27 protein-coding genes are annotated in these 26,567 nt (G+C 62.1%); 12 read left to right on the top strand and 15 right to left on the bottom strand.

The window, feature by feature from the left end; translation table 11 throughout:
- Positions 1 to 116: 116 nt before the first annotated feature.
- Positions 117 to 335 carry a hypothetical protein gene (locus M2D63_RS00505; protein ID WP_285860718.1) on the bottom strand — a complete coding sequence of 73 codons (219 nt, stop codon included), beginning with the start codon at positions 333 to 335 and terminating at the stop codon, positions 117 to 119.
- A 724-nt stretch (positions 336 to 1,059) separates the two neighbouring features.
- Here M2D63_RS00505 and M2D63_RS00500 point away from each other — a divergent pair.
- Positions 1,060 to 1,482, top strand: coding sequence for a hypothetical protein (locus M2D63_RS00500; protein WP_285860717.1), 423 nt, complete (start codon positions 1,060 to 1,062; stop codon positions 1,480 to 1,482).
- Between the two features lie 38 nt (positions 1,483 to 1,520).
- Here M2D63_RS00500 and M2D63_RS00495 read toward each other — a convergent pair whose 3' ends face one another.
- Positions 1,521 to 5,213 (bottom strand): hypothetical protein, encoded by a 3,693-nt coding sequence (locus tag M2D63_RS00495; protein WP_285860716.1) that lies wholly within the window; start codon positions 5,211 to 5,213, stop codon positions 1,521 to 1,523.
- A gap of 509 nt (positions 5,214 to 5,722) precedes the next feature.
- Between M2D63_RS00495 and M2D63_RS00490 the strand changes: the two genes are divergently transcribed.
- A complete protein-coding gene (locus M2D63_RS00490) occupies positions 5,723 to 6,061 on the top strand; it encodes a hypothetical protein (protein ID WP_285860887.1) in 339 nt (112 codons plus the stop codon).
- Between the two features lie 78 nt (positions 6,062 to 6,139).
- On the opposite strand, the gene M2D63_RS00485 is transcribed toward M2D63_RS00490, so the two are convergent.
- Positions 6,140 to 6,472: a YceK/YidQ family lipoprotein gene (locus tag M2D63_RS00485; RefSeq protein WP_285860715.1), complete on the bottom strand. Its 333-nt coding sequence runs from the start codon at positions 6,470 to 6,472 to the stop codon at positions 6,140 to 6,142.
- Positions 6,473 to 6,593: 121 nt separating this feature from the next.
- On the opposite strand from M2D63_RS00485, the gene M2D63_RS00480 reads away from it, so the two are divergent.
- Complete coding sequence (locus M2D63_RS00480; RefSeq protein WP_285860714.1) at positions 6,594 to 7,007, top strand: MAPEG family protein; 414 nt, start codon at positions 6,594 to 6,596, stop codon at positions 7,005 to 7,007.
- On the opposite strand, the gene M2D63_RS00475 is transcribed toward M2D63_RS00480, so the two are convergent.
- Entirely contained in the window at positions 6,993 to 7,910 is a 918-nt protein-coding gene (locus tag M2D63_RS00475; RefSeq protein ID WP_285860713.1) for a LysR substrate-binding domain-containing protein, read from the bottom strand. The two genes, M2D63_RS00480 and M2D63_RS00475, sit on opposite strands and share 15 nt — an antisense overlap.
- Positions 7,911 to 8,057: 147 nt before the next feature.
- Here M2D63_RS00475 and M2D63_RS00470 point away from each other — a divergent pair, with 147 nt between their 5' ends.
- From M2D63_RS00470 to M2D63_RS00445, 6 genes are read left to right on the top strand one after another with little or no spacing between them, the layout of a single operon-like run.
- Positions 8,058 to 9,182: an FAD-binding oxidoreductase gene (locus tag M2D63_RS00470; protein WP_285860712.1), complete on the top strand. Its 1,125-nt coding sequence runs from the start codon at positions 8,058 to 8,060 to the stop codon at positions 9,180 to 9,182.
- Positions 9,172 to 9,513 (top strand): (2Fe-2S)-binding protein, encoded by a 342-nt coding sequence (locus M2D63_RS00465; RefSeq protein ID WP_285860711.1) that lies wholly within the window; start codon positions 9,172 to 9,174, stop codon positions 9,511 to 9,513. The genes M2D63_RS00470 and M2D63_RS00465 overlap by 11 nt, the downstream gene beginning before the upstream one ends.
- Positions 9,503 to 10,909, top strand: a complete 1,407-nt coding sequence (locus tag M2D63_RS00460) for an FAD/NAD(P)-binding oxidoreductase (protein WP_285860710.1) — start codon at positions 9,503 to 9,505, stop codon at positions 10,907 to 10,909. Before M2D63_RS00465 ends, M2D63_RS00460 begins: the two co-directional genes overlap by 11 nt.
- Positions 10,906 to 11,280 carry a RidA family protein gene (locus tag M2D63_RS00455; protein WP_285860709.1) on the top strand — a complete coding sequence of 125 codons (375 nt, stop codon included), beginning with the start codon at positions 10,906 to 10,908 and terminating at the stop codon, positions 11,278 to 11,280. Before M2D63_RS00460 ends, M2D63_RS00455 begins: the two co-directional genes overlap by 4 nt.
- Before the next feature lie 22 nt (positions 11,281 to 11,302).
- Positions 11,303 to 12,088 carry a transporter substrate-binding domain-containing protein gene (locus M2D63_RS00450; protein WP_285860708.1) on the top strand — a complete coding sequence of 262 codons (786 nt, stop codon included), beginning with the start codon at positions 11,303 to 11,305 and terminating at the stop codon, positions 12,086 to 12,088.
- A 17-nt stretch (positions 12,089 to 12,105) separates the two neighbouring features.
- Positions 12,106 to 12,450 carry a hypothetical protein gene (locus tag M2D63_RS00445; RefSeq protein WP_285860707.1) on the top strand — a complete coding sequence of 115 codons (345 nt, stop codon included), beginning with the start codon at positions 12,106 to 12,108 and terminating at the stop codon, positions 12,448 to 12,450.
- A gap of 9 nt (positions 12,451 to 12,459) precedes the next feature.
- Here the strand turns inward: M2D63_RS00445 and yghU are convergent, their stop codons facing one another.
- Positions 12,460 to 13,299, bottom strand: coding sequence for a glutathione-dependent disulfide-bond oxidoreductase (gene yghU, locus M2D63_RS00440; RefSeq protein ID WP_285860706.1), 840 nt, complete (start codon positions 13,297 to 13,299; stop codon positions 12,460 to 12,462).
- Positions 13,300 to 13,332: 33 nt separating this feature from the next.
- On the opposite strand from yghU, the gene M2D63_RS00435 reads away from it, so the two are divergent.
- Both M2D63_RS00435 and M2D63_RS00430 read left to right on the top strand, forming a co-directional pair.
- Entirely contained in the window at positions 13,333 to 13,752 is a 420-nt protein-coding gene (locus tag M2D63_RS00435) for a VOC family protein (RefSeq protein WP_285860705.1), read from the top strand.
- 162 nt (positions 13,753 to 13,914) lie between these two features.
- Positions 13,915 to 15,363, top strand: a complete 1,449-nt coding sequence (locus tag M2D63_RS00430) for a HAMP domain-containing sensor histidine kinase (RefSeq protein WP_285860704.1) — start codon at positions 13,915 to 13,917, stop codon at positions 15,361 to 15,363.
- Positions 15,364 to 15,425: 62 nt separating this feature from the next.
- On the opposite strand, the gene M2D63_RS00425 is transcribed toward M2D63_RS00430, so the two are convergent.
- The 4 genes from M2D63_RS00425 to M2D63_RS00410 are packed head-to-tail and all read right to left on the bottom strand — an operon-like array spanning position 15,426 to position 19,630.
- Entirely contained in the window at positions 15,426 to 16,535 is a 1,110-nt protein-coding gene (locus M2D63_RS00425; RefSeq protein WP_285860703.1) for an agmatine/peptidylarginine deiminase, read from the bottom strand.
- A gap of 32 nt (positions 16,536 to 16,567) precedes the next feature.
- Positions 16,568 to 17,665, bottom strand: a complete 1,098-nt coding sequence (locus M2D63_RS00420; RefSeq protein ID WP_285860702.1) for an extracellular solute-binding protein — start codon at positions 17,663 to 17,665, stop codon at positions 16,568 to 16,570.
- Position 17,666: 1 nt separating this feature from the next.
- Positions 17,667 to 18,572, bottom strand: a complete 906-nt coding sequence (gene aguB / locus M2D63_RS00415; protein WP_285860701.1) for an N-carbamoylputrescine amidase — start codon at positions 18,570 to 18,572, stop codon at positions 17,667 to 17,669.
- Positions 18,569 to 19,630 (bottom strand): agmatine/peptidylarginine deiminase, encoded by a 1,062-nt coding sequence (locus M2D63_RS00410; protein WP_285860700.1) that lies wholly within the window; start codon positions 19,628 to 19,630, stop codon positions 18,569 to 18,571. The genes aguB and M2D63_RS00410 overlap by 4 nt, the downstream gene beginning before the upstream one ends.
- Positions 19,631 to 19,767: 137 nt before the next feature.
- Between M2D63_RS00410 and M2D63_RS00405 the strand changes: the two genes are divergently transcribed.
- Complete coding sequence (locus M2D63_RS00405; RefSeq protein WP_285860699.1) at positions 19,768 to 20,643, top strand: LysR substrate-binding domain-containing protein; 876 nt, start codon at positions 19,768 to 19,770, stop codon at positions 20,641 to 20,643.
- Here M2D63_RS00405 and M2D63_RS00400 read toward each other — a convergent pair.
- The 6 genes from M2D63_RS00400 to M2D63_RS00375 form a co-directional block, all read right to left on the bottom strand.
- On the bottom strand, positions 20,615 to 21,289 hold the full coding sequence (locus tag M2D63_RS00400) for a polysaccharide lyase family 7 protein (RefSeq protein WP_285860698.1): 675 nt from the start codon (positions 21,287 to 21,289) through the stop codon (positions 20,615 to 20,617). The two genes, M2D63_RS00405 and M2D63_RS00400, sit on opposite strands and share 29 nt — an antisense overlap.
- 537 nt (positions 21,290 to 21,826) lie before the next feature.
- Positions 21,827 to 23,179 (bottom strand): glutamine synthetase family protein, encoded by a 1,353-nt coding sequence (locus M2D63_RS00395; protein ID WP_285860697.1) that lies wholly within the window; start codon positions 23,177 to 23,179, stop codon positions 21,827 to 21,829.
- A 23-nt stretch (positions 23,180 to 23,202) separates the two neighbouring features.
- A complete protein-coding gene (locus tag M2D63_RS00390) occupies positions 23,203 to 23,760 on the bottom strand; it encodes a helix-turn-helix domain-containing protein (protein ID WP_285860696.1) in 558 nt (185 codons plus the stop codon).
- Positions 23,761 to 23,772: 12 nt separating this feature from the next.
- Positions 23,773 to 25,062, bottom strand: a complete 1,290-nt coding sequence (locus tag M2D63_RS00385) for an FAD-binding oxidoreductase (RefSeq protein WP_285860695.1) — start codon at positions 25,060 to 25,062, stop codon at positions 23,773 to 23,775.
- A gap of 80 nt (positions 25,063 to 25,142) precedes the next feature.
- Complete coding sequence (locus M2D63_RS00380; protein ID WP_285860694.1) at positions 25,143 to 25,808, bottom strand: S24 family peptidase; 666 nt, start codon at positions 25,806 to 25,808, stop codon at positions 25,143 to 25,145.
- A 69-nt stretch (positions 25,809 to 25,877) separates the two neighbouring features.
- On the bottom strand, positions 25,878 to 26,327 hold the full coding sequence (locus M2D63_RS00375) for a multidrug/biocide efflux PACE transporter (protein WP_285860693.1): 450 nt from the start codon (positions 26,325 to 26,327) through the stop codon (positions 25,878 to 25,880).
- Between the last annotated feature and the right edge of the window lie 240 nt (positions 26,328 to 26,567).

The raw sequence follows: 26,567 nt of genomic DNA, 5'->3' as shown, positions 1-26,567 counted from the left end.
GGGCTAAATGTGTCGAAATTTCCGCATCCCTTCGATGTCTTCGCTGCCGCCCAGGTTCTGGGCTGGTGCGGATCTAGGATGCGGTAGAAAGCCTGCGATTCCCTGCGGGGAGGCTGCTATTGAAGGGGAGGGGCTGCGCCGCCAAGTGCTCTGAGTTGATATGCGCTGACAGCTTGGAATAAGGACTCAGCTTCGAGGCGTAGCAACTCAACCTGATCATTAGGGAGCACACCTTTTGCCTTGTGATATTTGCGAAGAGCGTCCATCGCCTGGTTCATCAGAGTTTCACCCTGAGCCAGCAGTTCGTGCAGTCGCTTTCCATCGAGATCGTCCATGGGACCTCCTAAGGCATCCCGGAATTGTAGGTGCTCAGTCGATGCACTACTGGTGTCTTTTCAGGATGGCCATCAAAAACAGGTAATTTCGGTCAGGTGGGTGGTCAAATCATGCTCTAGGCCTTGATTTACAAGGTTTTGAGCGATTACCTCACAAGGTAATTTGAGGTAAGTGGAGAGGTAATTTTTTATTAACTAGCTGATTTTAAAGGGTTTTATTTTCTCGGCTTCCAACCCTGCTTGGAGGTAATTCGATTACCTTTCAATTACCTAAAAATTACCTCTTACTAAAACTCTCCAGCCCTTGAGCTACGTGGCCTCCAGAGGATTTTCGAAACTCAATTACCAAAATTACCTCATTTTGATGGGTCAACCTGAAACGGCGTTCTCCCCCTGTTGGCGAGGTCCTACGGCTGACGTACACTCCAACTCTGGGAACACTCTGGGAACAAAAACGCTCAAAATCGCACGCTGCACCCCACGTAAATCAAGGCCTGCAGCCCGGTCGGCGCAATTTCGTTGAGTTCGAATCTCTACGCTTCCGCCATTTCCAAAGCCCTGATTAGTCAGGGCTTTTTGCGTTTCTGGGCTACCCAGAATCCCTGTCGGGTGTAACATCCAATACGCACTGGCACCCCTCACGGAAGACCAAATGTTCAAACGCTCTGCTGCACTTGTCCTCCTGGCAATGACACTGTCTGCCTGCCAGCCGAAATGGAAGCAGATGACGGAAGAAGAGGCCCAGCAGCAGCGGGAGTTCGCCGAAGCACTGTGGGCCAAGGACAGGGCCAGGAACCCCAGCATTGAAGAATGGCTCGGCGACCAGATCAGTCCCGACCGTACGGCCGAGCAGAACGTGGTGCAGTTGATGTCCAGATCCCTTGAACGCTGCCTGAGCAACCGATCCGACCTGTCGCCGATCGGTTGCAGCAAACGTTCGGTGCCCATCGTCGACAGCTACTACTTCGACCACTACTACACCTCCAGCAAGAAACCACCGGCAGGTTACCTGACGGTCAGTCATGCCTACCTGAAGTGGTCCTCGGCGATGGAGGCCATCGCACTTCCAGCCTCCTGGGATGTGGTCTCCGATCGCGCCCTGCAAGCGCGTGAGGCGATTCAGCGGGCTTCCTTCCCAGGCCTTTAAGGAGGCCTGGCGCGGGGCAGGTCGCCGCCCCGCACGCCTCAGAACTTGGAGAAATTGATCGCATCGGCAATGATCGAGCCGCCAATACCGGTCAACGACAGCAGCAACGCCCGCACCAGGGGTTCTTCGGAGTAGCGCGAGAACGCGCCGGTATTGAGCGCTGCGATGCGGGCGCGGATCATTTCCAGCTTTTCCCGGTTCAGCTTGTCGTCCGCGGGGAGCAACAGGTAGTTGTCGATACGCTGCAAGGCTGTGCGGCGCGCTTTCTCCGCCGCGCGGCGCAGCGAGATCGCCGAGCTGAGCAATATCACTGCCGTGAGCAGAAAGGTAATGACGATGCTGGGCGGGGTCGGCCAGTTATCGAAATAGCTGTTGCGTGAGGCAAGCATGATCAGCAGGACGACGGTCGGCGCATAGATCAGGCGGTTGACGGCCGAGGTACGCTTGGCGATCAGGACCATGTCCATCCAGTCGTCGATGCAGGGGTGCGTGGCGGTTCCGAAGTGCAACTTATGCTCGATCCGCAGGGATTTTGGCCAGATGCCATGATGCGTGCTCAATTGGCGGATGAAGCGCGTGAGCAGCCGGTTGGCGTCCACCACCCAGAACACCAGCAGCTGGAAAAACAAGTATGACAGTAGCCAACTCCACAGCCAGATTGGCGAGCCACCCCGGACCGGGATTCCTTCCATGGGCCACACCACCATCAGTACGCTGGTGACGACGACGAAAAACCAGGTCGCAAGCGCCGCCCGTACCAGGCGCGCGGTGAAGGTGCCGCATTCGCAGTGCTCGCGCCAGAAGCGCGAAATGAAAACAAGCTTGCGCTCGTCGCCGCTGGCGGGCAGTTGCAGGGCCAGTCGGGACTTTTCGCTGATGTAGCTGATATCGCTGGCTGACAGCGGGAAGATGATCTTGAACAGCCAATGCCCCAGATGATCGAACCATTGACGCCATGACCATTTTTTACCACGCGGGGTGAACAATGGAAAATGTCGCCACAACCTTGCCCGGTAAATGAGCGGCAAGTGGCTCAGGTGGTAATCGTCGAGGATCTCGTCACGGTTGAGCTGCAGGTTGCGCCAACCCCAGAACAGCGCCGAAATCGAGATCAATGCCGCCAACAGGCGCAGCGCGACAGTGGGCCAGGCGCTGATGCCCTGGAACAGGAACATGGGCTCACCCAGCCCGTCAAAGGTCAGGGGGCGGCGAATCTGGTAGGCCCACAACAAGGCCAGGATGAACACCACCAACGGCACCAGGATGTACCACCCCGAGGCGTCGAACAAACCGGCAATGCCGGCAGGGCTGCGTCCGAGCCTTGAAGAGGCTGGCACCGTTCGGCGAATAAGCTCCGCGCAGACGATGCCCAGCAGGATCAGGACGAACGCGATCCACATGAACTCCACCCGCCAATACAAGGTTCCGACCAGAGCGGACAAGGCAGACGCCGTGTAGAGCGACATCGGCATGCTGTGAACCCAGGGCGGGAGCTGGTACAGCGGCGCCTCTGGTTTCTGATCCGGGGAAGGGCGCTGAGCTGGCGTGACGAGGCATCTGCTGGTCCACCACCAGCCAAGAAACAGTGCCAGCAACAGCAAAATCAATGACAACGGCCCAGCCCGAAAGAAAGACAGGATCCCGGCAACGTCTTCGCGCATTGCCGTGGACACTTCGGGGTAGGGTAGTTCTGCGCGATCCTGCAAGCAGCGCAACGCCATGATGTCTTGCGGGCGTACACGGCTGATCTGGCCTGAGCGTCCAGGGTTTGGCGCGGCGCAATCCTCCGGTCGCGACTGGGTCAGTTGGCTTGCCAGGGGGATAAAGCCCTTTATGCCCACCTCATAGATACCGGGTGAGAGTAGCCCTGACTTGGTGTAGTCGAATTTAGCCCGCTTGGCATCGAAGCCTTGCGGGGCTTGCGCGGTGAGCACGGCGATGAACACGGCGCTCTGCAAGCTGTCGCGAAACGGTGGGACATCCTGCTGCAGGGCGCGGGTCAGGGTCAGGCCATAGGGTGAGGCCAGTACCAGGTTGCGGGTGATTTCGGCCTGGCCGCGTTGCAGCATGCGCGCATCGAGGTCGGTTGAGAAATACAACTTGTTCGGCATGCGCGACTTCAGGGCTTGCAAGGCCAGCAACTTGTCATAGGTGTCGAGCCCCAATATGCCGATGGCACCGATGCCGTCTTCACCATTGCGCCGATAGATGTCGTCTTCATGGGCGATGTGGTCGGCCAGGCGGCGCAGGTAGTCGAGCTGGGAGTTGCCTTCGGCCTTCTCCAGCGGGCTGGTGTCCAGTTCAAGTCCGTCTTTCTTGCTGTCCTTGCCGGCGCTCTTGTCGGCGCTGGCGGCTTCCTCCGGAAGGCGCCCATCCAGGCCGCGCAGGTAGCTGAAGCGCAGGAGCCAGTTATCGACCGAGGCCTTTTCTTCATCGCCCAGGTGGGCACTGGTGGCCACCTGGGTCTTGAAACTTTCGATCAACGCCCGGCTGTAGAAACTGTCCCACTCGGAGATCAGCGCGATGCGGTTCATGCGTCGAAAGCCTGCGCCGCCACAATCGTTGGCGACCCGCATCACAGCGCCCGGCGCACACTGCAGACCGGCGGCGGGGTCAACTCTACGCAGTTTCAGTTCCTCGAGCAGCAGGGTGGTCATGGTGCGGTCGTCGCTGATGGTGCGCAGCAGCTTGAGCGATTGTTTCGGACTTTTTGCGGGCTCTGCGGTCTGCTCCGTGCGGTCCTTGGGCTTTTCGATTCCGCGCATCAGCATGGTTCTGTCGGCGGTGGCCAAGGGTGAGTAGATCTCTATTTTCGGCGACACCTTCTGGCCTTCGTATTCCTCGCGGTACATCTCGCGCAACACGGTCGAGTCGGCAGGCCCGATCACCTTTAGCGTTGTGTCGTCGTTGAACTGGGAGCAGGACAAGGGCGTCCCGCCAACCCTGTTGACCTTGCACGACAAGGTCCGACGCAGTTGTTCAAGCTTGTGCAGCGGAGCGTTGCCCAGGTGGCTCTGTTTGAGCCAGAACAACATGGTGCGGGCAGACGGATGCGGTTTTTCTTCCAGATCGGTCGGCGGGTCGAAAGGGTTGGCGACAAAGGTTTCATAGGGCAGTTCTGCGCGCTTGCCACTGCCCTGTGCATCGCTTGCCGGCGTGGCCGGATCACCTTCCAGGTCGTCTGCCAGGGCCAGGCAGCGGATGTTTTGCTCATCCTCGGGCACCATCCGGGCCGTCTTGAAACCGGCGAGAATGGCGTAGCGCATGCGTCGGCGCAGTTCCACTTCTTCGGCGTAGGGCCCGCCTTCGACCAGAGCGACCATGATGTTGATGGGCTCCGCAGGTGCGCTCGATGCGTTGGTTGCAGCAGACGACTTGTCTGCTGCAACCGTACCTGCTGTTTCTGCCTCGGGGGCGTTTGCCGGCTGAATCCGTTGTTCCGTGCGGGCGGCAGGAACCGTTGATATGTCAAAGAGTTCAGACGTGCATTCAGCGCCAGGCGGCTGGATCTTGTTGTCTTTGAACCGCTTGCGGTAGCGCTCCAGCGCATCGAAAGGGTCCTGCCACAGGCGTGCTTCTATAGGCAGTTGTGTCTGGAACTGCGCACCAAAGGGGCGTTGTTCGAGGAACGGAACACGGGTGAGTGCAAACGTAGAGACAATCAGGCTAAGAATAATTGCACTACCAGGTAGCCAGAATCCGAGGTTGCTCCCTGAGTCGTTGTTGTTCATTTCTCTGGCCCTCAGGTGTCGAACCGACACCAGGAACAAGGTAAAGAACCCAATCGAGGAGCGCGCTTCGTACTAAAGGGCCTTGGCCATCGCTTGAACTCGCCAACAAATGAACCTTGCGGCGAGACCGGTTCCAATCGCTCTGTAACTGCCAGGTGGCCGGTGCTCCTGATAATTGTAGTGCAGTTGGCTAATTATCCAATTTGCCCCGGCAAGGCTGTTAACTAGTGAGTTTGTACTGCGTAGTGGCGAGTTGAAGATTTGCAGGGCTATTGTTGGTGGATTCACTTAATTCACATTTAGCGTAGCGAATATAGCAAACCAGAATATTGCAGGATTGCTAAGCAGGCTAATATTTACAGGCGATACAGGTGTCGATAAGCAGCGTGGGTATATTATTAAAAAGGGTTGTGCTGATCCGTAACTGTCCATGATTGTCTATGGGGGTCGGAGGGTGTCGCATGAACACCTCGGCGCAGGCGGTGGGCTCAAGGCGGGCCGTTACCGGGATGTTGTCTTCGTTTCTGGTCACACTTTTACTTGCAGGATGTGCACAAAATCCTGATATCCGTATAGGGCATGATTACACGTCGGGCACCACTGCGAAGAGTCCGCAACACTATACGGCCTGTGTACAAGAAGAGCTTAGAGGTAGCTCGAAAACGTACATACAAGAGGAAGGTGGCACGCTTAAACTTTATCTAGAGAGCACTGACCCGAACAAGGCAAGCGGCCTTGTTGAAGTCTCCGGTTCAGGGAGCCAGCATCAATTTTTGGCCTATCAACGGGATGCCTGGTATGACAAGGGACGGCTGCTCGATGCTGCGCTTGTCTGTTCAAATACCTGAGTAACCGAAGGGGCGGGTTTATTTTTACTGTTGCTCTAAAAATAAATCCGTTCCCTTTCGCTTGCTGCACTCGACCGGTTATTGCAGTCGCGCCTTCGGAATGTTCCCGCTCTTGTCCTGCAAGTAGATCGAATAGGGCAACAGCACGGTATCGGCAACTCCTGAAAAGGCCATGTCGACAAGCATCAATGGCGCCGACGGCTGGCCTTCAAGGTGGGTGGAGCTACGGGGCTGCGCGTTGAGCTTGCAGAAGTCCAGCGCTACCCCGCTGTACACGCGCGGGATGGACTCGCATCGGGAATCCCAGCGGGCAAGCTTGTCGCTCGCCACGCTGTCATCCCTGAACACGGTATTGACCGTTCCACAGCCGGTTAATGAGATCGATAACAAGAGGGTGCTTGCGAATTTCATTTTGCGTTCCATGCAAGGGGAGATTGCTTACCTTGGCCATTCTGACCGGGTCCGGAAAATTTATCACCCCACCGCAACGCCAGCGGCGGTGTGCACCGCAGCCGTACAGGAGGCAAGCCAAATGACCAGCCCAAGTGCGGTCGCGCTGGCGGGGCTTATCGCCTGGGCCTTGTCACTGCTCATCCTGATGGAGTCGCTTCGAGGTTTTCTGTTGCTGTTCAAAGGCGTCTCGGTCAAAGCGTTTACCCCGGATAACGCTAATCTTTCGCCCTTCATGCAACGTCTGGCGCGTGCTCATGCCAATTGTGTGGAAGGCCTGCCCATCTTTGGCGGGGTGTTGATCCTGGCCTTGCTCACTGGACAAACCGAGCTCACCGATCCGCTGGCTTACATCTTGCTGCTCGCCCGATTGGTGCAGTCGTGCATTCATGTGGCTTCGACTGGCGTTTTGGCGATCTACCTCAGGTTTGCCGCTTTCGCGGTTCAGCTGATCATTGCTGCCTATTGGATGGTCAGGCTGTTATGGGTGATCTAGCCAGGCGCCAGATTGTCCAATCTCGCGACCAACAAAATCCCTGATGTGCTGAAGAAACTGCACCTGGAACCTCGATGGCTTCTTGTTCTGCGGCACCAGCATGCTGAAGTCCATCGCAATGGTGGGCTCGAAAGGGCGGAAGATGACCTTTTCACCGGTGTATTCCAATGCACTGATCGGATCGACCAGCGCTACACCCGCACCCAGTTCGACGAAATGGCACATGGGCATGGAGAGTTGGGTTTCGAGGTTCATGCGCCGTTCGATCCCGTACGCGGCGAAGATGGAGTCGATGTGTTGGCGCGAGGCCACGGCATGAGGATAGGAAATGAAGGGTTCGCCCTCCAGGTCTTCAGGCACGATCACGGCCTTTTCGCACAACCGGTGACCGGTTGGCAGCGCGCACTGTAGTGCCGACTGGATGATCTTCTCGCCCCGGGGGCTCGGGTAGGCGTTGGGCTGGGCGATGAAGCCGACATCGCAGCGCTCTCCGACAATGGCATCCACCACTTCGCCCGAGGACTGCACCATCAGGGTGATGTGCGCGTGCTCGTGCAGGCGCAGGAACGCGCTAATGGCTCGCGGCATGAACGACAGGCCCAGGGCTGGCGCGCAGGCGATATGCAGTGAGCCGCGCTTGAGGTCGCTGATTTCCCGCGCCGTGCGGGCGATGCGCTCGACGCCCAATAGCGAGCGCTCCACTTCCTCGTAAAGCACCAGGGCCTCGGGTGTTGGCTGCAGGCGGCCTTTGCTGCGTTCGAACAAGGCGAACCCGATGTTGTCCTCAAGCGCTGCGATCAGGCGGGTGGCGGCGGGCTGCGAGATATGCAGCATTTCGGCGGCGCGGGTCACGGTCTGGCCGAGCATGACCGCTCTGAAGGCCTCCAGTTGACGAAGATTCATGCTGGGCAATCCCATAACAAAAAGACATGGTCGTCGAAAAATAAAGCATTTTTCAACCGGCTGACAGCGCCATAGGATCATCGCAACTACAAGTGAAGCGCGGATTTACTGGCAGCTACGGGGCTGGTGATCGCCAAAGCAGGTCCTATGCAAAAAACTGATTACACCGTCATTGGTGGTGGCCTGGTGGGCATGGCAAGCGCATACGGGCTTGCCTTGCTGGGGCACAAGGTGGCCGTGGTGGATGAGGGCGACACCGCTTTCCGGGCGGCACGCGGCAACTTCGGGCTGCTCTGGGTACAGGGCAAGGGCCACGGCATGGGCGCCTATGCGCAGTGGACCCAGGCCGCGGTCGGGCTTTGGCCACGCCTGGCGGCCTTGTTGCTCGCTGACACGGGCATCGATGTGCAGCTCAGGCAACCCGGCGGATTTCAACTGTGTCTGTCCGAGGCCGAGCTGGCGGATGAAGCACGCGTACTGCAGGCGATCCAGGCTGCCCAGGACGCCGACTACCCGTTCCAGGTGCTGGACAACCGCGAGCTGCGCAAGCGCCTGCCGGGGATCGGACCGCAGGTGGTCGGAGCCTGCTATTCGCCACTCGATGGTCACGTCAATCCGCTCAAGCTGCTGCATGCTTTGCATGCGGCGTGCAAGCAGCGCAATGTGACGCTGCTCAATGGTGCCAGGGTCGATGACATCCGCCAGGGCGCTGGCGGCTTTGAAATCAGGGCCGGATCCCTTCGCGTGTCGAGCGAGCGCCTGGTGCTGGCGGCAGGGCTGGGCAACCGGGCCCTGGGGGCGATGTTGGGCCATGAGGTTCCCTTGCAGCCCAGCCGTGGGCAGATTCTGGTGACCGAGCGGATCAAGCCTTTCCTTCATTACCCCACGACCTATGTGCGTCAGACCGATGAGGGCACCGTGCAGCTTGGCGACTCCGCCGAGCGGGTGGGCTTCGATGATCGCACCAGTGTTGCGGTGATGTCGCAGATTGCCGCGCGCGCCGTGGCGTGTTTCCCGCAGCTGGCGCAGGTGCGGCTGGTGCGCGCCTGGGGTTCGCTGCGGGTGTTGAGCCCCGACGGCGCACCGATCTACGAAGAACTGGCCAGTGCGCCAGGCTGCTTTGTGGTGTCGTGTCACAGCGGTGTGACCCTGGCCGCTGCCCATGCCCTTTCACTGGCACCCTGGATTGCCGGCACGAAGGCGCTGCCGGAGGTGTCGAGTTTTTCCCTTCAACGTTTCACGTCCATGAACGAGGTGGTCAATGCCCACTAAGCGCCTGTTCACGCCAATGGCCGGCGAACTTCCCGGGTACACCATCGAGTTCGATGGCTGCGCGTTGTCGGTGCCGGGCGGCGTTTCTCTGGCGGCCGCCTTGCTTGCCAGCGGCATCCGCAGCACCCGCACCACGCCTGTAACCGGCCGGCCGCGTGCGCCCTATTGCCTGATGGGGGTGTGTTTCGAGTGCCTGGTGGAGGTCGACGGCGTGCCCAATTGCCAGGCGTGCATGATCGCCGTTCGCGACGGCATGCGTGTGCGCACGCAAAACGGCGCGCGGGCATTGGCTTGTGATGCGCAAGCGAGGAACGATCGCCATGAGTCTTGATCCTGTCGATCTGCTGGTGATCGGTGCCGGGCCTGCGGGCATGAGCGCCGCGGTACAGGCCCGGCACCATGGCCTGAGCGTGCTGGTGCTGGATGAGCAGGCATCACCCGGCGGGCAGATCTATCGCAATGTGCTGGAAAGCGATGCCAGGCGCCTGGACGTGCTCGGCGCGGATTACCTGGCCGGGCGGGCACTGGCACAGGACTTTCTCTGCTGTGGCGCGCAGGTTGTCAGCGGCGCGTCGGTGTGGTGGGTCGGTGACGACAAGCAGGTGCACTATCTGGTCGACGGCCAGGCGCATGTCGCCCAGGCACGAAGCCTGCTGATTGCCGCGGGCGCCTTCGAGCGGCCAATGCCCATCCCCGGCTGGACCTTGCCCGGGGTGATGACGGCGGGGGCCGGGCAGATCCTGCTCAAAAGCGCCGCACTGTTGCCGACCGGCCCGGTGGTATTGGCCGGTTGCGGGCCGTTGCTCTACCTGTTGGCGGTTCAGTACCTGCGGGCCGGGATTGAGTTGGCCGCACTGGTCGACACCTCCAGGCTTCGCGACGGTGTTCGTGCCTGGCGAACCCTTCCCGGCGCGCTGCGCGGCTGGCGCGACCTGCTCAAGGGCGTTTCATTGCTGGCAAGGTTGAAGCGTGCTGGCGTGCGACATTATCGCGGTGCCCGGGCGCTGCGCATCGAGGGCGACGACCAGGCGCGGGCGTTGACCTTCGAGCACGGCGGTGTCCGCCAACGCATCGCCTGCGCGTTGATCCTGCTTCACCAGGGCGTGGTGCCCAACACCCAGATCAGTTGGGCGCTGCGCCTTGAGCATCGGTGGAGCGCTGCGCAACTGTGCTGGAGCGCCGAGCGCGATGCCTGGGGAGAAACCAGCCAGCCCGGCGTTTTCATCGCCGGCGATGGCGGCGCCATCGGCGGTGCGCTGGCGGCGCAGCTCCAGGGCAGGCTTGCCGCGATGCGGGTTGCTGACCAGTTGCAGCGTCTTGGCGTGGGAGCGCTCGCCTGCTACGCAGCACCCTTGCAAAAGGTGTTACGCCAGCGATTGGCGGCGCGGCCTTTCATCGATGCCCTGTATCGCCCGCTGGAGGAGTGCCGCATGCCGGCCGATGAGGTAACGCTGTGTCGCTGCGAAGAGGTCAGCGCCGGCGATGTGCGCCGCTACGTCGACCTGGGATGCCAGGGCCCCAATCAGACCAAAGCCTTCGGCCGTTGCGGCATGGGCCCGTGCCAGGGGCGACTGTGCGGCCTGAGCGTGACCGAAGTGATCGCCGAGCGCCGGCAAGTGCCGCCGCAGCAGGTGGGCTACTACCGCATTCGCCCGCCCATCAAGCCCATAACCCTTGGCCAACTGGCCACGGAGTCTGTCCCCCAACGTTCCCGGGAGTCTGCATGAACGACATCGAACGCATTGAAAGCAATCCACGGCTCAGCCGGGCCGTCGTCCATAACGGCGTTGTCTGGTTGAGCGGCATCGTCGCGGCCGACTGCAGCGTGGGCATCGCCGAGCAGACGCGCCAGGTGCTGGCGCAACTGGAGCAGTGGCTGGAGCGCGCCGGCAGCTGCCGTTCGCGAATCCTCAGTGCACAACTGTGGATGAAGGACATGAAGGCTGATTTCGACGGCATGAATGCGGAGTGGGGGCAGTGGTTCGCCGCGGGCGAAACACCGGCCCGGGCCACGGCCCAGGTCGCGTTCGATGATGAGCAGATCCGCCTGGAGCTCATGGTTGTCGCTGCGCAGAAGTGTGATGGGTTCACCCAATAAAACAATAAGGTGAGAGAAAAGCATGAAGATCAAGTCGAGCGTCAAACCGCTGGTGTTGGCCGCAGTGTTTGCACTCAGCGGCATGGCGCAAGCCAGTGAAAGAGTGTTGCGTATTGGTGTCGAGGCGGCCTATCCACCCTTTGCCTTCAAGACCGCCGACAACCAGCTGGTGGGGTTTGATTACGACATTGGCCAGGCGTTGTGCACCAGGCTTGAAGCAACGTGCAAATGGATCGAGATAGAGTTCGATGGGCTCATTCCGTCGCTCAAGGTGCGCAAGATCGATGCGGCGATTTCCTCGGTTTCAATTACCCAGGAGCGCCTGAAGTCCGTGGACTTCACCACCAGCTACTACCGCTTGCCCGCCAAGCTGGTCACGCGCAAGGACAGCGGAATCGGCGCGGTACCCGGTGACCTGGCCGGCAAACGGATCGGTGTGCAGCGCGCCACGAACTTCGATCGCTATGCGACCGAGAACTTTGAACCAGCGGGCGCACAGATCATCAAGTACGGCAGCCAGAACGAAGTCTTTCTCGACCTGGTGGCCGGGCGCCTGGACGCTTCGCTCGCAGGCTCGGTGGCCATCGATGAAGGCTTGTTGAAGACGCCCAGCGGTGCGGCGTTTCATATGTTGAGCGACAACTTTACCGACGAGCAGTACTTCGGCACCGGCGCCGGTATTGCAGTGCGCAAGCATGATCCCTTGGCCCAGGAACTGGACGCGGCACTGGCCGGCCTGAAAGCGGACGGCACCTATGAGCGGATTCGCAAGAAATACTTCGAGTACGACATCTCGGGGGACAACTGAGGCTTGCGGAGGTCGGTGTGCAACTCGACGAGGTAGAACTGTTCGCCTTGAACCAGCTCTTCAATGCGCACGGTAGCCCGGACGAATCCGTCCAGGCATTTCACTATGCGGTCCAGCAGCGGTGCATCACCGCTGCCGGATTCTTTTCCATCATCAAGTGCCTGCATCCTTCAGCGCACATCCAGCCCCGGCAAGAGATCAGCAAGTCGTTCAGCCATCCGCAACTGAAGAAAGGTGGCATGTTCGTTTGCTGGGTCGAGCCTGATATGACGCTGTGCCTGGAGGGCACCGCGGCCCATCGAAACTGGCCTGTCGCGTTGGTGCCGCAGGCATTGCAGGCGTCCGTCGAGGGGCAGCGCTGATCGTGGGGGTCAGTCCAGGTCCCGCGCCTCATGCCGCTCCGCCACCTGGTCCGCCTCATCGCCCCAGGTGCGGTTCACCCGTCGCCCGCGGATCACCGCCGGTCGCTCGGCAATTTCCCTGGCCCAGCGTTGCACATGGCTGTAGTCCTGCACCGAGAGGAACACCCCGGCCGCGTACAGGTTGCCCAGCGCCAGTTGCCCATACCAGGACCACACGGCGATATCGGCAATGCTGTAGTCGTTGCCCGCCAGGAAGCGGCTTTCGGCCAGGCGTCGATCCAGCACGTCCAGTTGGCGTTTGGTTTCCATGGCAAAGCGGTTGATCGGGTATTCGAGCTTGTCCGGCGCATAGGCATAGAAGTGTCCGAAGCCGCCACCCAGGTACGGGGCCGCGCCCATCTGCCAGAACAGCCAGTTCAGGGTTTCGGTGCGACCGGCCAGGTCGGTGGGCAGGAAACAGCCGAATTTTTCCGCCAGGTACAGCAGGATCGAACCAGACTCGAAGACCCGAAGGGGTGGCTGCACGCTGTGGTCCGACAGTGCCGGGATCTTTGAGTTGGGGTTGACCTCGACAAAGCCGCTGGAGAATTGATCGCCGTCGTTGATGCGGATCAGCCAGGCATCGTATTCGGCGCCGCTGTGCCCCAGCGCCAGCAGTTCTTCCAGCAGGATGGTGACTTTGATCCCGTTGGGTGTGGCCAGTGAGTAGAGTTGCAACGGGTGCTTGCCCACCGGCAGTGCCTTGTCGTGGGTAGGGCCGGCGACGGGGCGGTTGATGTTGGCGAACTCGCCGCCTGACGGCGCGTCATGGCGCCACACCTTGGGTGGGACGTAGGATGCTTTACTCATGAGTCGAACCTGCTCAATGGAAGGGACGCAACTATGTTCAAGATGAATGCCCTGGTACCCGAGTTGATCGTTTCCGATCTGAGGCAAAGCCTGAGTTTCTACTGTGACGTGCTGGGCTTCAAGGTCGAATACTGGCGAGAAGAAGACAAGTTCGCCTTTATCTCCCTCGGCCACAGCCAGATCATGCTGGAGCAGGACTGGCACAGTGAGTCGCCCTGGCGGGTCGGGCCGCTGGAGCCGCCGTACGGGCGGGGGATGAACCTGTCGATCAAATGCCTGGATGTGCTGGCGCTGGTGTCTGCCTTGCAGGCGGCAGGCTGGGCGATCAGGCAAGGTATCGAAGAACGCTGGTATCGCCAGGATGACCAGCAGGTTGGCCAACGCAATTTCCTGGTGCTCGATCCGGATGGTTACTTGCTGCGATTTGCCGAAGCTATCGGCACAAGGCTGTAGGAGCGGGCTTGCCCCGCGATGCGGTTGTGCAATCGCGGGGCAAGCCCGCTCCCACAATGCAGGCCAAATGATGTCGAGCTAGAGTGAAGGCAAGGTGGGTGAGGCTTTGCGGGTTCCAGCCGTAACGCACTGTGCGATCACCAATTCCGGCGAGCCTCTCCTATGAATGCAGCGTCATCCTGGACCCTTCATCTGCCGTTTCGCGTGCTCAAGCCAGCAGCGGCCCTTGGCCAGTTCAACCTGCTGCGCTGGTTCTCGATCATCAGTTTCATGATCATCGGCGCCGTGGCCATTGGCCTGGGCTCGCTGTCCACGCGCTTTTTGATGAACGAAAGCCTGGAGCGCGATGCGCTGTTGTCCGCCCAGTTCATCCAGGCGGTGGCCATCGGCGAGATTCGCCACCACGATCTGTCCGGCATGCAGATGGGCGACATACTGACGTCAACAGCGTTCGGCATGTTGAAAGAGGAGACCCTGCACAACCGGGCGCGGGCGCGCTTGGAGTTCCTCGATCACCTGGCCCACCTGCCCGATTCGCTGCTGGCCACCATCTATTCGCCCGATCGGGTGGTGTTGTGGTCGACCAATCCGGTGCTGATCGGGCGCAAGATCTTCGGCGACCAGGCCCTGGAGGCGGCGTTCAGCTCCCGGGGGCGGGTGTCGGCGAAGTACACCGAGGTGCAGAAAGGGCGGATCGAGCAGCAGTTCATGCAGGCGCCACGGGCGTTCTTTATCGAGAACTACATTCCCCTGAATGACAGGCACGGCAACGTGCTGGCGATGGTGGAGATCTACAAGGAGTCGATGGACCTGATCGAGCGGGTCAACCGTGGTTTTCGCTTGATCTGGATGGCCACGGCCCTGGGCGGCCTGGCGATTTACTTCGGCCTGTTCTGGATCGTCTGGCGGGCGTCGAAGCTGCTGGCCTCGCAGCAGGACCAGCTGGTCGCCAACAAGACCTACGGCGGGCTGGTGGAGATGTCCACCGCCGTGGCCCACAGAATGCGCAATCCACTGGCGAGCATCCGCACCAGTGCCGAACTGGCGCTGGGCACGGCCGGGCAGCCGGCGGGCAAGAACATTGCCGACATCGTCAACCAGGTCGATCGCATGTCGAGTTGGGTGCGGGATCTGTTGTTGTGCCTGCGGCCCTTGCGCGGCGAGGCGGAGCCAGTGGATCTGGTCGGCGCCGTGCATGCCACCTTGAGTTCCTTCGAGCAGCCTCTGGCCCTTGCGAAAATCCAGGTCGCCTTCGACGCCACGCCCATGCCGCTGGTGGTCAGCCACCAGTTGCTGCTGGCCCAGGTGCTCAACAGTGTGATCGCCAATGCCATCGAAGCAATGCCCGAAGGCGGTCGCCTGGCGATCGACACCTCCTTGTCCGCCGATGGGCGCCAGGTCCAGCTGTGTATCCATGACACCGGCAAGGGCCTGACACGCCAGCAGGAAATGCTGGCCTTCAAGTCAATCTACACCACCCGCCAGGGTGGGCTGGGTATTGGTTTGATCATGGTCAGGCAGATCATGGAGCGCTTTGGCGGGGAGGTCAGCCTCAGCAGTCGCGAGCAGGGAGGTACCCGGGTTTGCCTGTATTTCAAGGTCAGTGGCTAGAGATCCATCGCGGCGCAAGGCCGCTCCCACAGGGTGGGAGCGGCCTTGCGCCATGATGGGGTTCACTGACTGGACGGCATGTTCTTGCTGACGCAATGAATCCCGCCGCCCCCCGCAGCGATCGGGTCGATGTTCAACTGCTCGATCGTGCGTCCCGGGTACAACTTGCCCAGCAGCTCCTTGCAGTACGCGTCCGCCTCAGGATCGCCAAACTCGGGGGCGATGATCGCGCCGTTGACCACCAGGTAGTTGATGTAGCCGGCGGCGAATTCATCGTTGTCACGGGTGAAGCGGTTGCTGCGCAGTTTGCTCGGCGGCGGCAGCAGGTGCACGGTCAGGCGCCGGCCATCGGCGTCGGTGGCCTGCTTGAGGATCTCCAGGTGCTTGCGCGTGACCTTGTAGTCGTAAGAGTCCGGGTCGTTGTCGAGGTTGGCGATCACCACGCCCGGGGCAACGAAGCGTGCGTAGAAGTCCACATGGGCGTCGGTGATGTCGCGGTTCTTGATGCCCGGCAGCCAGATGATCTTGCGCAGGCCGAGGTTGTCCTTGAGCTCGGCTTCCACCTCGCTGCGACTCCACTGGCGGTTGCGGTTGTCATTGACCCAGCAGCTTTCGGTGATGATCGCCGTGCCATGGCCATCCACCTCGATGCCGCCGCCTTCGCCGGTCAGTTCGCTGCGCAGCAGCGGCAGGCCGGTGGCCTTGCTCAGCGCCTTGGCCACTTCGCGATCGCGACTGTGGCGCTGCTTGGCGCCCCAGCCGTTGAAGTTGAAGTCCACCAGGGCGCTGTTGCCCTCGTCGTCGATGACAAAGCAGCCGCCGTAGTCGCGTACCCAAATGTCGTCCAGCGGCACCACCAGGAACGAGGTGTTGTGGGTGCCGCATTGGCGTTTGGCCTGCTCCAGGTCGTTGGCGCGGCACAGCACGGTGACCGGCTGGTACTTGGCCACGGTCCTGGCCAGCTGCGCGATGCACTGGTTGACGGCTGCGGCCTGGTCCTCCCAGATCGCTTCGGAGGCGGCGAAAGCGACGAACAGCTGGCGCTGGGGCAGGTCTTCCTCGGGCATGTACCAGTCGCTGTCGGCTGCCGAAACGAAGCGCAGCGGGCCGGCCAGGCAGCCCATGCCGGCGAGCAGTGAAAGGGACTTGATCAGGGTACGACGGGGCATCATCTACAAAGGCTCTCTTTACGGTGGCAACGTCTTCAGTTGGCCTGGGACGTCTTGAAGGTGGTCCAGGCGCGCATCCGCGCGCGCATGTCGCGCTGGCTGATGTCCTTGCCCGGAATCAGGCGGGCGTAGGTCGCGTCGCTGACATAGATGTCCGGGTTGTCACGCATCTGCGGGTCGACCAGGGCGCGTGCCTTGGCGCTGGAGGTGGGGTAGCCGGTGAACGAACTGATCGCCGCCATCTGCTGCGGCTGCATGACGAAGTTGATGAAAGTGTAGGCATAGTCCGGGTGGGCGGCGTCGGCGGGGATCGCCATGCTGTCCATCCAGATCGTCGTGCCTTCCACCGGGATGTGGTAACGGAACTCGATGGCCTTGCCCGCCGAGTCGGCGGTGCGTTGTGCCTGGATCATATCGCCGCTGTAGCCGAGCGACACGCAGGTGTCGCCGTTGACCAGCTGGGTTACCGGTTGCGACTGGAACTTGCGCACGTACGGCTTGATACCGTCGAGCAACTGCCGGGCGGCGAGCAGGTCTTCGGCCTTGCCGCTGCGCGGGTCCTTGCCCAGGTAGTTGAGCACCACGGCCAGCACCTCGTCGGGGGAGTCGATCATCGAGATCCCGCAGTCGGCCAGCAGCACCGCGTTTTCTGGCTTGAACAGCAGGTCGAGGCTGTTGACCGGGGCGTTGGCGATGCGTTTTTCGATGGCGGCGCGGTTGTAGGTCAGGCCGATGCTGCCCCAGGTGTAGGGCACGGTGCTGTCACGGGAGTTGGGGTAGCGGTCGTGCAGGCGCTTGAGGCCCGGCTCGATGTCGCCCAGGTGTTCGAGCTTGCCCGGGTCGAGCTTTTGCAGGGCGCCGGCACGGGCCAGGCGCTCGGCCACGGTGTCGCCGGGGAAGATCAGGTCGTAGCCGCTGTGGCCCGAAAGCAGCTTGGCCTCCAGGGTCTCGCTGCTGTCCATGACGTCGTAGATGACCTTGATGCCGGTCTGGGCGGTGAAGCTTTTCAGGGTGTCTTCGGCGAAGTAGTCGGCCCAGTTGTACAGGCGCAGGACTTTCTCTTCGGCGCAGGCCACACCCGAGACAAGGAACAGGCTCAGGCTGGTGGCGAGCAGGGTACGTTTTGCGCGCATGTCAGGCTCCTTGTTTGAAGGTCGAGTGTGGGTGCTTGCCGTCGAGGGTCAACAGGGTGGCGTACATCTCCGGACGACGGTCGCGGTAGATGCCCCAGGTCAGGCGCTCGTCACGCATGTGCGCCAGGTCCAGCTCGGCCAGCAGCACGGCGCTGCCGCTGCGATCGGCTTCGGCCAGCAGGCGGCCCTTGTGGTCGGTGATGAACGACGAACCATAGAAGTCCATGGACAGGGCCGGGTCCTGGCTTGCCACTTCATGGCCGACGCGGTTGGCGGCAATCACCGGCAGGATGTTGGCGGCGGCATGGCCGCGCTGGGTCAGTTGCCAGTGGTCGCGCGAGTCCAGGTCGGCGGCGCCGGGTTCCGAGCCGATGGCGGTGGGGAACAGCAGCACCTCGGCACCTTGCAGGGCCAGGCAGCGGGCGGTTTCCGGGAACCACTGGTCCCAGCAGATGGCCACGCCGATGCGCCCGACCGCGGTGTCCCAGACGCGGAAACCGGTGTCGCCGGGGCTGAAGTATTCCTTTTCCTGGTAGCCGATGGCGTTGGGGATGTGGGTCTTGCGGTACACCTCAAGCAAGCGGCCGTCGGCATCGGCCACGGTCAGCGAGTTGAAGCAGGCATTGCCGGCGCGCTCGTACCAGCTCAGCGGCAGCACCACCGACAGCTCCCGGGCCAGCGCGGCGAAGCGTTGCAGCAGCGGGCTGTGTTCGAAGGTTTCGGCCAGGGCCAGGTGGCCATGATGCTGCTCGATGCAGAAGTACGGGGTGGCGAACAACTCGGGCAGCAGGATCAGCCGGGCGCCGGAGGCGGCCGCCTGGCGCACCAGGCGCTCGGCCTGGTCGAGGTTGGCGGCCAGGTCCCAACTGCAGGCCATTTGCAGGGTGGCGACGGTCAAGGTGCTCATCGTGCGCCTCCCACCAGCGGCCAGGCCGGCTGTTGCTGGGTAATGCAGTGCACGCCACCGCCGCCGTGGGCCAGCTGGTTGATGCGCACCGGGGCGATTTCGCGGTCGGGGAAGGCCTGCTGCAGGGTGGCGGCGGCGTCCTGGTCGGCTTTGATGCCGTAGGCCGGCATGATGATCGCGTTGTTGCAGATGTAGAAGTTGGTGTAGGAGGCGCAGAACACGTCGGCGTTTTCATCCACCGCATCGGTGGCCTCGAACAGGTCGATCAGCTCGAAGCGACGGCCGCGGGCGTCAGTGGCCAGTTCCAGGGCACGGCGGTTTTCCCGCACCACCTGGGCATAGGTGCCGGTAGCATCGCGGGTGGCATCGACCAGCAGGGTGGCGGGGCGGGCGAAGGCGCAGACGCCATCGACATGGCCATCGGTCATGTCACCGGTGATGTAGTCCGGATCGCCCGGCAGCCAGATGACTTTCTCCACACCCAGCAGACGGTCGAATACCTCCTCGATGTCGCGCTTGCTCATGCCCAGGTTGCGGTTGGCGTTGAGCAGCACCGATTCGGTGGTGATCAGCGTGCCTTCACCGTCGACGTGGATGGCGCCGCCTTCATTGGACAGGTGGGTGCCGAAGCAGTCCATGCCCAGGCCGTTGAGGATACGTCGGGCCAGGCCCTCGTCGAGGCCGTGCGCGGACTTGCCGCCCCAGGCGTTGAAACGCCAGCTGACACCGGCCATGCCCAGCTGCGGGTGGCAGACGAAGCTGGGGCCCGAATCGCGGCACCAGCTGTCATCGACGGCGATCTGCACCAGCTCGATATTGGCCCCACACAGTTGCCGGGCACGGTCCACTGCGCTGGGGTCGACCACCATCTTCACCGGCTCGAAATGGGCAATGGTATTGGCCACGCGGGCGAAGTCGATTTGCACCTCGGCCAGGGACACGCCCCAGGTCGATTCCCAGAGAGCCTGGTTATGCGGCCAGACCATCCAGGTGGCAGCGTGAGGTACCCATTCGGCGGGCATGAACCAGCCGGTGTGCGTGGCGTTGTGCTTGTGCATGAAGTTGAGCCTTGAGTTAAGTTTTTGTTTTCAGTGTGTTGGCGAGGTCAAAACTTGATGACTCAATGCTATGGCTGGCTTAATGCATAAACAAACGATGAATTTTCCCTAAAACTGATTAGCGTGGCTTATCGATAATGCTAAAGCACTGGCCCCCCCTGAATACCCTGCGCGGTTTTGAAGCGGCGGCGCGCCTGGGCAGCTTCCACAAGGCGGCCGAGGAGCTGCACCTGACCCAGTCGGCGATCAGCCAGCAGATCCGGGGCCTGGAAAGCTACCTGGAGCAGCCGCTGTTCTACCGCCAGGGGCGCAGCGTGGCCCTCACCGATGCCGGCCACGACCTGCTCAGCACCACCCAGGTGCTGCTGCAGCAACTGGCCGTGGGCATCCGCCGCCTGGAGCAGTACCGCAAACCCAACCAGCTGGTGGTCAACACCACCCCGGCCTTTGCCCGGCACTGGCTGGTGCCGCATCTCGAAGACTTCCACCGCCAGCACCCGCAGGTGGATGTCTGGCTGTTCACCAGCGACGAGATACCGGAGATGAGCGAGCAGACCATCGACATCGCCATCCGCGACGACATCAGCGCCCAGGCCGAATGCGCGTTCCGCGTACTGCTGCACGATCGCCTGTACCCGGCCTGCCACCCACGGGTGCTGGCGCTGTCTGCCGAGTCGCGCACCACCCTGCATGGCGAGCGCGAAATGGACTGGAGCCACTGGCAGTTGCAGGGCGGGGCCGACATCGGTCAGAAGCTGCAAGGGCTGAACTTCTCCGACCCTGGCCTGCTGCTGGACGCAGCCAGCCAGGGCCTGGGCATCGCCCTGGTCAGCGCACTGCTGGCCGGGCGGGCGCGGGAGGAGGGCAGCCTGGTGCCCTTGACCGAGCAGGACGTCAGCGGCCCGAAGTGGGCCTGGCTGGTGCACCGCGACAGCGAAGACAACGCCTTGACCCGCAGCTTCTGCCAGTGGCTGGAAGAGAAGCTCAGGTGTGACGCAGCTGCAGGGTGCTGAGCACGCACACCGAGGCATCGCTGGTGGGGGTGTCGTCGGTGAAGTCGACCTGGTTGTACACCCCGCCGTGGAAGTTGAAGGTGCGGGTGTTCCAGCTGCTGTCCATCTGCAGCACCCCGGTGCTGGCGCTGGCGCCGTTGCACGTGGCGGTGAGGGTCAGCTGGCGGGCGTCGTTGACCTCGATGGTGACGGTGAAGGCGGCGTTCAGCGGCACGTTGGCCAGCAGGGTGACGCTGGCCGGTGATGCCTGGTTGAAGCTCTTGCGAAAGCCGTAGGTGATCTTGCCCTTGTTCCAGAACACCTTGAGCGGTGGGCTGTCGTCGTCCTTCACATGCAACTGTGCGACCACCACCTTTTGCGCGAGGTTGACCTTGGTCAGGGTCATGACCTGGTGGTTGCGGTGCAGGGCGGCGCTGGCGAGCGACCAGTACAGCGGCTCCTTCCATTCGCAGCGGGTACGGTGGGTGCTCTTGCTGGCGGCGCCCTTGGTGGGGGCGGTGAAGCATACCGAACCGTCGGCGAGGGTGGCGATGACTTTGGGGAGTTGCTCCAGGGCTTCGGCCCCGGTGAGCTCAAGGGCGACCGGGTCGGTGCTGGACTTGGGGACGGGGGTGGTGATGATCAGATTGTCGATGTTGACGAACATGGGCGTTCTCCTGAACTGGGGAAGGCGCGACAAAATGTGTCGCGCCTGTCCTTGAACTTAGCTTCAGGGTAAATGATGCGTCAATGCTGGCAGCTAAAGTAATTTAGCTGGCCATACAGCATCGCAAGGCCAGCCCGCGATATCCCGGTTGCGACTGCTGTGCAGTCGATCGCAGGCTTCGCCAGCTCCTACAAGGGTTTCCGGCCTGCCCCGGACGCTGTGGGAGCTGCCGATAGGCTGCGATCGGGCGCGAAGCGGCCGTAAAACCAGACCGCCTCAGTACATCTGACCCAATAAGGTGGCCGGATTGCGACTGCTGCGCAGTCGATCGCAGGCTTCGCCAGCTCCCACAGGGGTTCCCGCCATGCCCCGGCTCTGTGGGAGCTGCCGATAGGCTGCGATCGGGCGCGAAGCGGCCGTAAAACCAGACCGCCTCAGTACACCTGGCCCAATGAGCTGGCCGGATTGCGACTGCTGCGCAGTCGATCGCAGGCTGCGCCAGCTCCCACAAACCCCCGCGATGAACACACAAACCGATCACATGAACCAGCGATACTCCCGCGCACTCACTTCCTGCATGAACGCCAGATGATCCTGGCGCTTGTTCTCGCAATAGACCATCACGAACTCGCTGCCCAGCTGCTGGTTGACCACCGGGTGGTGGTGCATTTCCCTGACCGCCGCCAGCATGTCCTTGGGAAAGTCGATACCGCTGCTGCGATCATCATTGAGCGGCGCAATAGGTTCACGGCCAGCATCCAGCCCATGCTCCATGCCACTGAGAATCGCCGCCAGCACCAGATAAGGGTTGGCATCAGCACCCGCCAGCCGGTGTTCGATGCGCAGGTTGCGCGGATCGGACTCAGGAATGCGAATGCACGCATCGCGATCCTCGAAACCCCAGCTCGCACGGCTGGCCGCATTGACCATGGCGCCATACCGGCGCATGGCATTGTGGTTGGCAGCAAAAATCGGCATGCAGTGCGGCAGCAGTTCCAAACAGCCAGCCACGGCATGGCGCAAAGGCCGCTGGGCATCGGCGGCCAGCAGGTTGTTGCCGTCGCGGTCATACAGGCTCACATGCACATGCATGCCGCTGCCCGGCGCGTCCAGGTAAGGCTTGCTCATGAAGCTGGCGCGCATGCCGTGCTTGAGCGCCACGCCACGGGTGCTGCGGCAGAACAGCGCGGCCCAGTCGGCGGCGCGCAGGCCGTCGTCGCAGTGGCCGAAGTTGATCTCGAACTGGCCAGGGCCGAGTTCGGCGGTGATCACGTTGGCATCCACGCCTTGTTCGTTGGCCGCCTCGACCATCTCCCGCAGCACATCGGAATACCGCGACAGGCGCTCGATGTGCATGTTCGGCTGGTCGTCGGCGTCATCGGTGAACGGATCGCGCGGGAACTGCGGCAGGCCGTCCTTGAGCGCACGGTCGAACAGATAGAACTCCAGCTCGAACGCCACCACTGGCCGAATACCACGCCGCTCCAGACGCTGCAGCACCTGGGCCAGCACTTCCCGCGGCTCGAACTCGATCGGCGCCTGGGTGCCGTCGGAGCTGATCAGCATCTGCGCCAACGGCTGGTTTTCCCAGCGCACCGGCTTGAGGGTGCCGGGGATCAGCCGCCGTGGCGCGTCCGGGTCGCCGTCGCTGAAGCAGTAGTCGCCGATCGGGAACAGGCCACCCTGGACCCCCAGCAACACGCAGTTCTGCGGCAGCTTCAGGGGGCTGCCGGCGGCGACCTTTTCCAGCATGTCGATCGGGTAGCGCTTGCCGTAGAAATGCCCGGGAATGTCCAGACTGATCAGATCGACATAGCGCACGTCAGGATTGAGGGTGCGGAAATGACGGACTTCACTGAGCAGATCGGGAAAGCTTTTTGTTGTTGTCATCTTATTGCGATCCTGCAGCGTGGTTAACGGAATACCCAGAGCACCCGTGTCGGATGTTCTGTCAGATTGGCGTAGCGAAACTGGCTGTGCGGCGGTAGCTGAAAACTGTCGTTGGGGCCCAGGGTGACCGGCTCCGGGTTGTCGTCGAGCCACAGGCTCAGCTCACCTTCGAGTACGAAGCCGCCTTGCTCGGAGCTGTCGTCCAGATGGCCTTCACCACTGGTGGCGCCCGGCGCCAGGTGGCTTTCGAGCATGGAAAAGCCGCCGGTGAGCTTGGGCGAGACCAGCACGTCGGTGATGCCGCCGGCGTAGTACAGGGTGCGGCGCTCGCCCGGGCGGGTGACCCAGTCGATTTGCCGGGGCTTGCTCAGGTTGTAGAAGTAGGTGGTGGGCACATCCAGGCTTTCGCTGATGGCGGTCAGGTCCGCCACGGTGGGGCGCGACAGGCCGCGCTCGACCTGGGACAAGAAGCCCACCGAGCGGTCGATGCGCTGGGCCAGCTCGCCCAGGGTCAGGTTGCGGTGCTTGCGCAAGTCACGGATCAGGATCGCCAAGCCTTCGATTTCATCCTGCATATCCATGGTGCTGTCCTCTCAAATAGTGTCGCGCAGGCGGTACCAGGCCTTGGCCGCCGCTTCCAGCGGTGCGGCGAGCAGGTCGCCGCCGGGGAAGCGGCCATTGTCGATGGCCTGGTACAACGCCAGCAGTTCGGAGTCGCCGAGAATGGCATCGCTGACGGCACGGGCGCCGGCCAGGGTCGGCAGTACGCCATGCCCGGAAAAGCCCTGCAACCAGTAGCGCTGCCCGGCGCGGCCGATATCCGGCGTGCGCTTGAGGCTGCAATCCAGGTGCCCGCCCCAGGCATGCTCGATCGCCACCCCGCGCAGTTGCGGAAAGGCGCGCTCCAGCACCGGCCGGGTAGCCGCCGCGACATCGCGGGGAATACCGCCCAGGTAGGTGCAGCCGCCGCCGAACAGCAGGCGGTGATCCGGGGTCAGGCGGAAATAGTCGGGCACGAACTGGTTGTCGATCACACAGCTGTTGCGCGGCAGCAGCGAATGGGCCAGGGCCGGGTCCAGCGGCACGGTCGCCACCTGGTAGGAACCCACCGGCAACAGCCGCCGCGACAGTTGCCGGTCGAGGCTGTCGATATAGGCATTGCAGGCCAGCACCAGCACATCGCTGCGCACCTCGCCGTGCTCGGTGCGGGCGACGAAGCCGTTGGCGGTTTCCCGGTAGTCGAGCACCCGGGTCTGCTCATACAGGCGTCCGCCGGCTGCCTCGATGGCCGAAGCCAGGCCCTGGGCCAGCTTCAGCGGATTGAGGTGGGCGCCTTCGGGGTCATACAGCGCCGCCTGGTAACGCGGGCTGTCGATCCACTCGGGCAGCTCGTGGCGTTCGATCACCCGCAGCTGGTCGTAACCCCACTTGTGCGAAGCCTCATGCTGGGCCTCATGCAGCATACCGACCCGCCGTGGCAGTACCGCCGTCCACAGGCTGCCGGGCCGATAATCGATATTGAAGCCATGCCGGCGCGGCAATTCACGCAGCTCGGCGGCGGCCCAGCGCATGCTGTCCCACAACCGCCGGGCGCGCTCGACGCCCAGGGCGTTTTCCAGCGGCGCCATATCGCACGACCAGCCCAGCAGCGCCTGCCCGCCATTGCGCCCGGACGCCGCCCAGGCCACCCGACTGGCTTCCACCAGCGTCACCCGCTTGCCGGCCAGGGCCAGGCGCAGCGCCGTGTGCAGGCCACTGAAACCGGCGCCGACGATCAGCACCTCAGTGTCGATGGACGCATGCAGGGAAGGGCGCAGCGGGATCGGAGCAGGGAAGGTACGGGCGTAATAGCTGGCGACATGCTGGGCGGATTGCTTGAACATGGCGGGTCTCGTGAATTTTTATTGGTATATTTTCATGAAAAACTACCAGATAAATTTCACGAGGCCAACCCCGTCACCGGTCACAATCGACGGGCGTTCCACACCAGCAGCACCCGCGCCTGGATATGCAGCTTGTCCAGCGCGGCGCCTTCGATCAGCAGGGGCGGGTACAGCGGATTGTCGGAAATCATCCGCAAGGCCCCGTCGGTGAGCCGTTGCAGCCGCTTGATAAACAGATCGCCATCGAGGCTGAACACATAGATAGCGTCGGTACGCACCTCAGTGATGCCCCGGTCCACCAGCAGCGCGTCACCGTCATTGAAGGTGCCGGCCATGCTGTCGCCGTCGCCGGCAATCACCGCCAGGTTGTGCAGGCTGGAATAGCAAACGCCCTGGCTGCGCAGCCAGTCCTGGTGCACCGTCAGGTCGCGGATCACCTCGACCTGGCTCGGCGGCGTCTGGCCTCGGCCCATGGAGGCGCGGATATCGAAGTGGGGGATAGTGACGAAGCCCGGCGTGGGCGGTGCGACGGCCTGGTCCTGCAGCACATCCATCCAGCCGCCTTCCAGGCCTTCGGCGGCCTCGATGCGCCGGGCGACTTCGTCGCCGAGGTTCTTCTCGGTCTTGTGCGAAAGCACCTGACTCAAATGCGCCGGGCTCATGCCCCAGCGCTCGGCGCAACTGGCCTTGCGCTGGGTACCGATCAGCCGGAGCAGGTTGGACTTGCGGATATCGTGAATGTTCATGGGCGTCCAGTGCCAGTCTTTAGCTATGTGCTAAAGGCTAAACCATAAACGCCCTGATACCCAATAGCCTTACTGCACCTGCAGCCCGCCGATCCGGCCTTTGAGCAGCCGCTGGCGCAGCAAGTCGTAGGCCCAGTTGTAGGCCATGGTGTAGGGCAGCATAAAGGCGAAGAAACCGATCTCCAGCACGAACGCCTGCACCAGCGACAGATTGAGCATCAACGCCGCGATCGGCACCCCGATCACCACGAACCCGATCTCGAAGCCCGCCGCATGCAGCGCCCGCACCTTGACCCCACGGGCCACCCGCTCGACCGGCCAGAGGTGGTCGAAAACGGTGTTGTAGAGCATGTTCCAGAGCATCGCCACGGTCGACAACACCAGCGCCAGGGCACCCACCTCCAGTACCGAACGGTTCAGCAACCAGGCACCGATGGGTGCACAGATCAGCACGGCAATGGCCTCGAAGCCTACGGCGTGGACGATACGCTCGGTGAGGGATTTGTGGGACGTGAGCATGACAACACCTGAGTGGTTGGGTTTGATGGGGGGGATTGTCATCGGTTTTTTGGGGAGGGGGAAAATGGGTTGTATCGGGAAAAGCGATGGGTGGTGTGCTTTCGCTTTTTCGGAACCTGAGGCAAGTTACGATCTGAAGTAGGTGGAAAATTGATTGCATGGGGAAGCTGCAAGGCAGGACCTAGTTGGTAGATTTCGACCAAAAGTGGATCATCAGGACTTTAAGGCATGATCTTGCTG

This window comes from Pseudomonas sp. BJa5, from assembly GCF_030272875.2.
Taxonomy (GTDB): Bacteria; Pseudomonadota; Gammaproteobacteria; order Pseudomonadales; family Pseudomonadaceae; genus Aquipseudomonas.
This window is presented reverse-complemented; position numbering and strand designations above follow the sequence as displayed.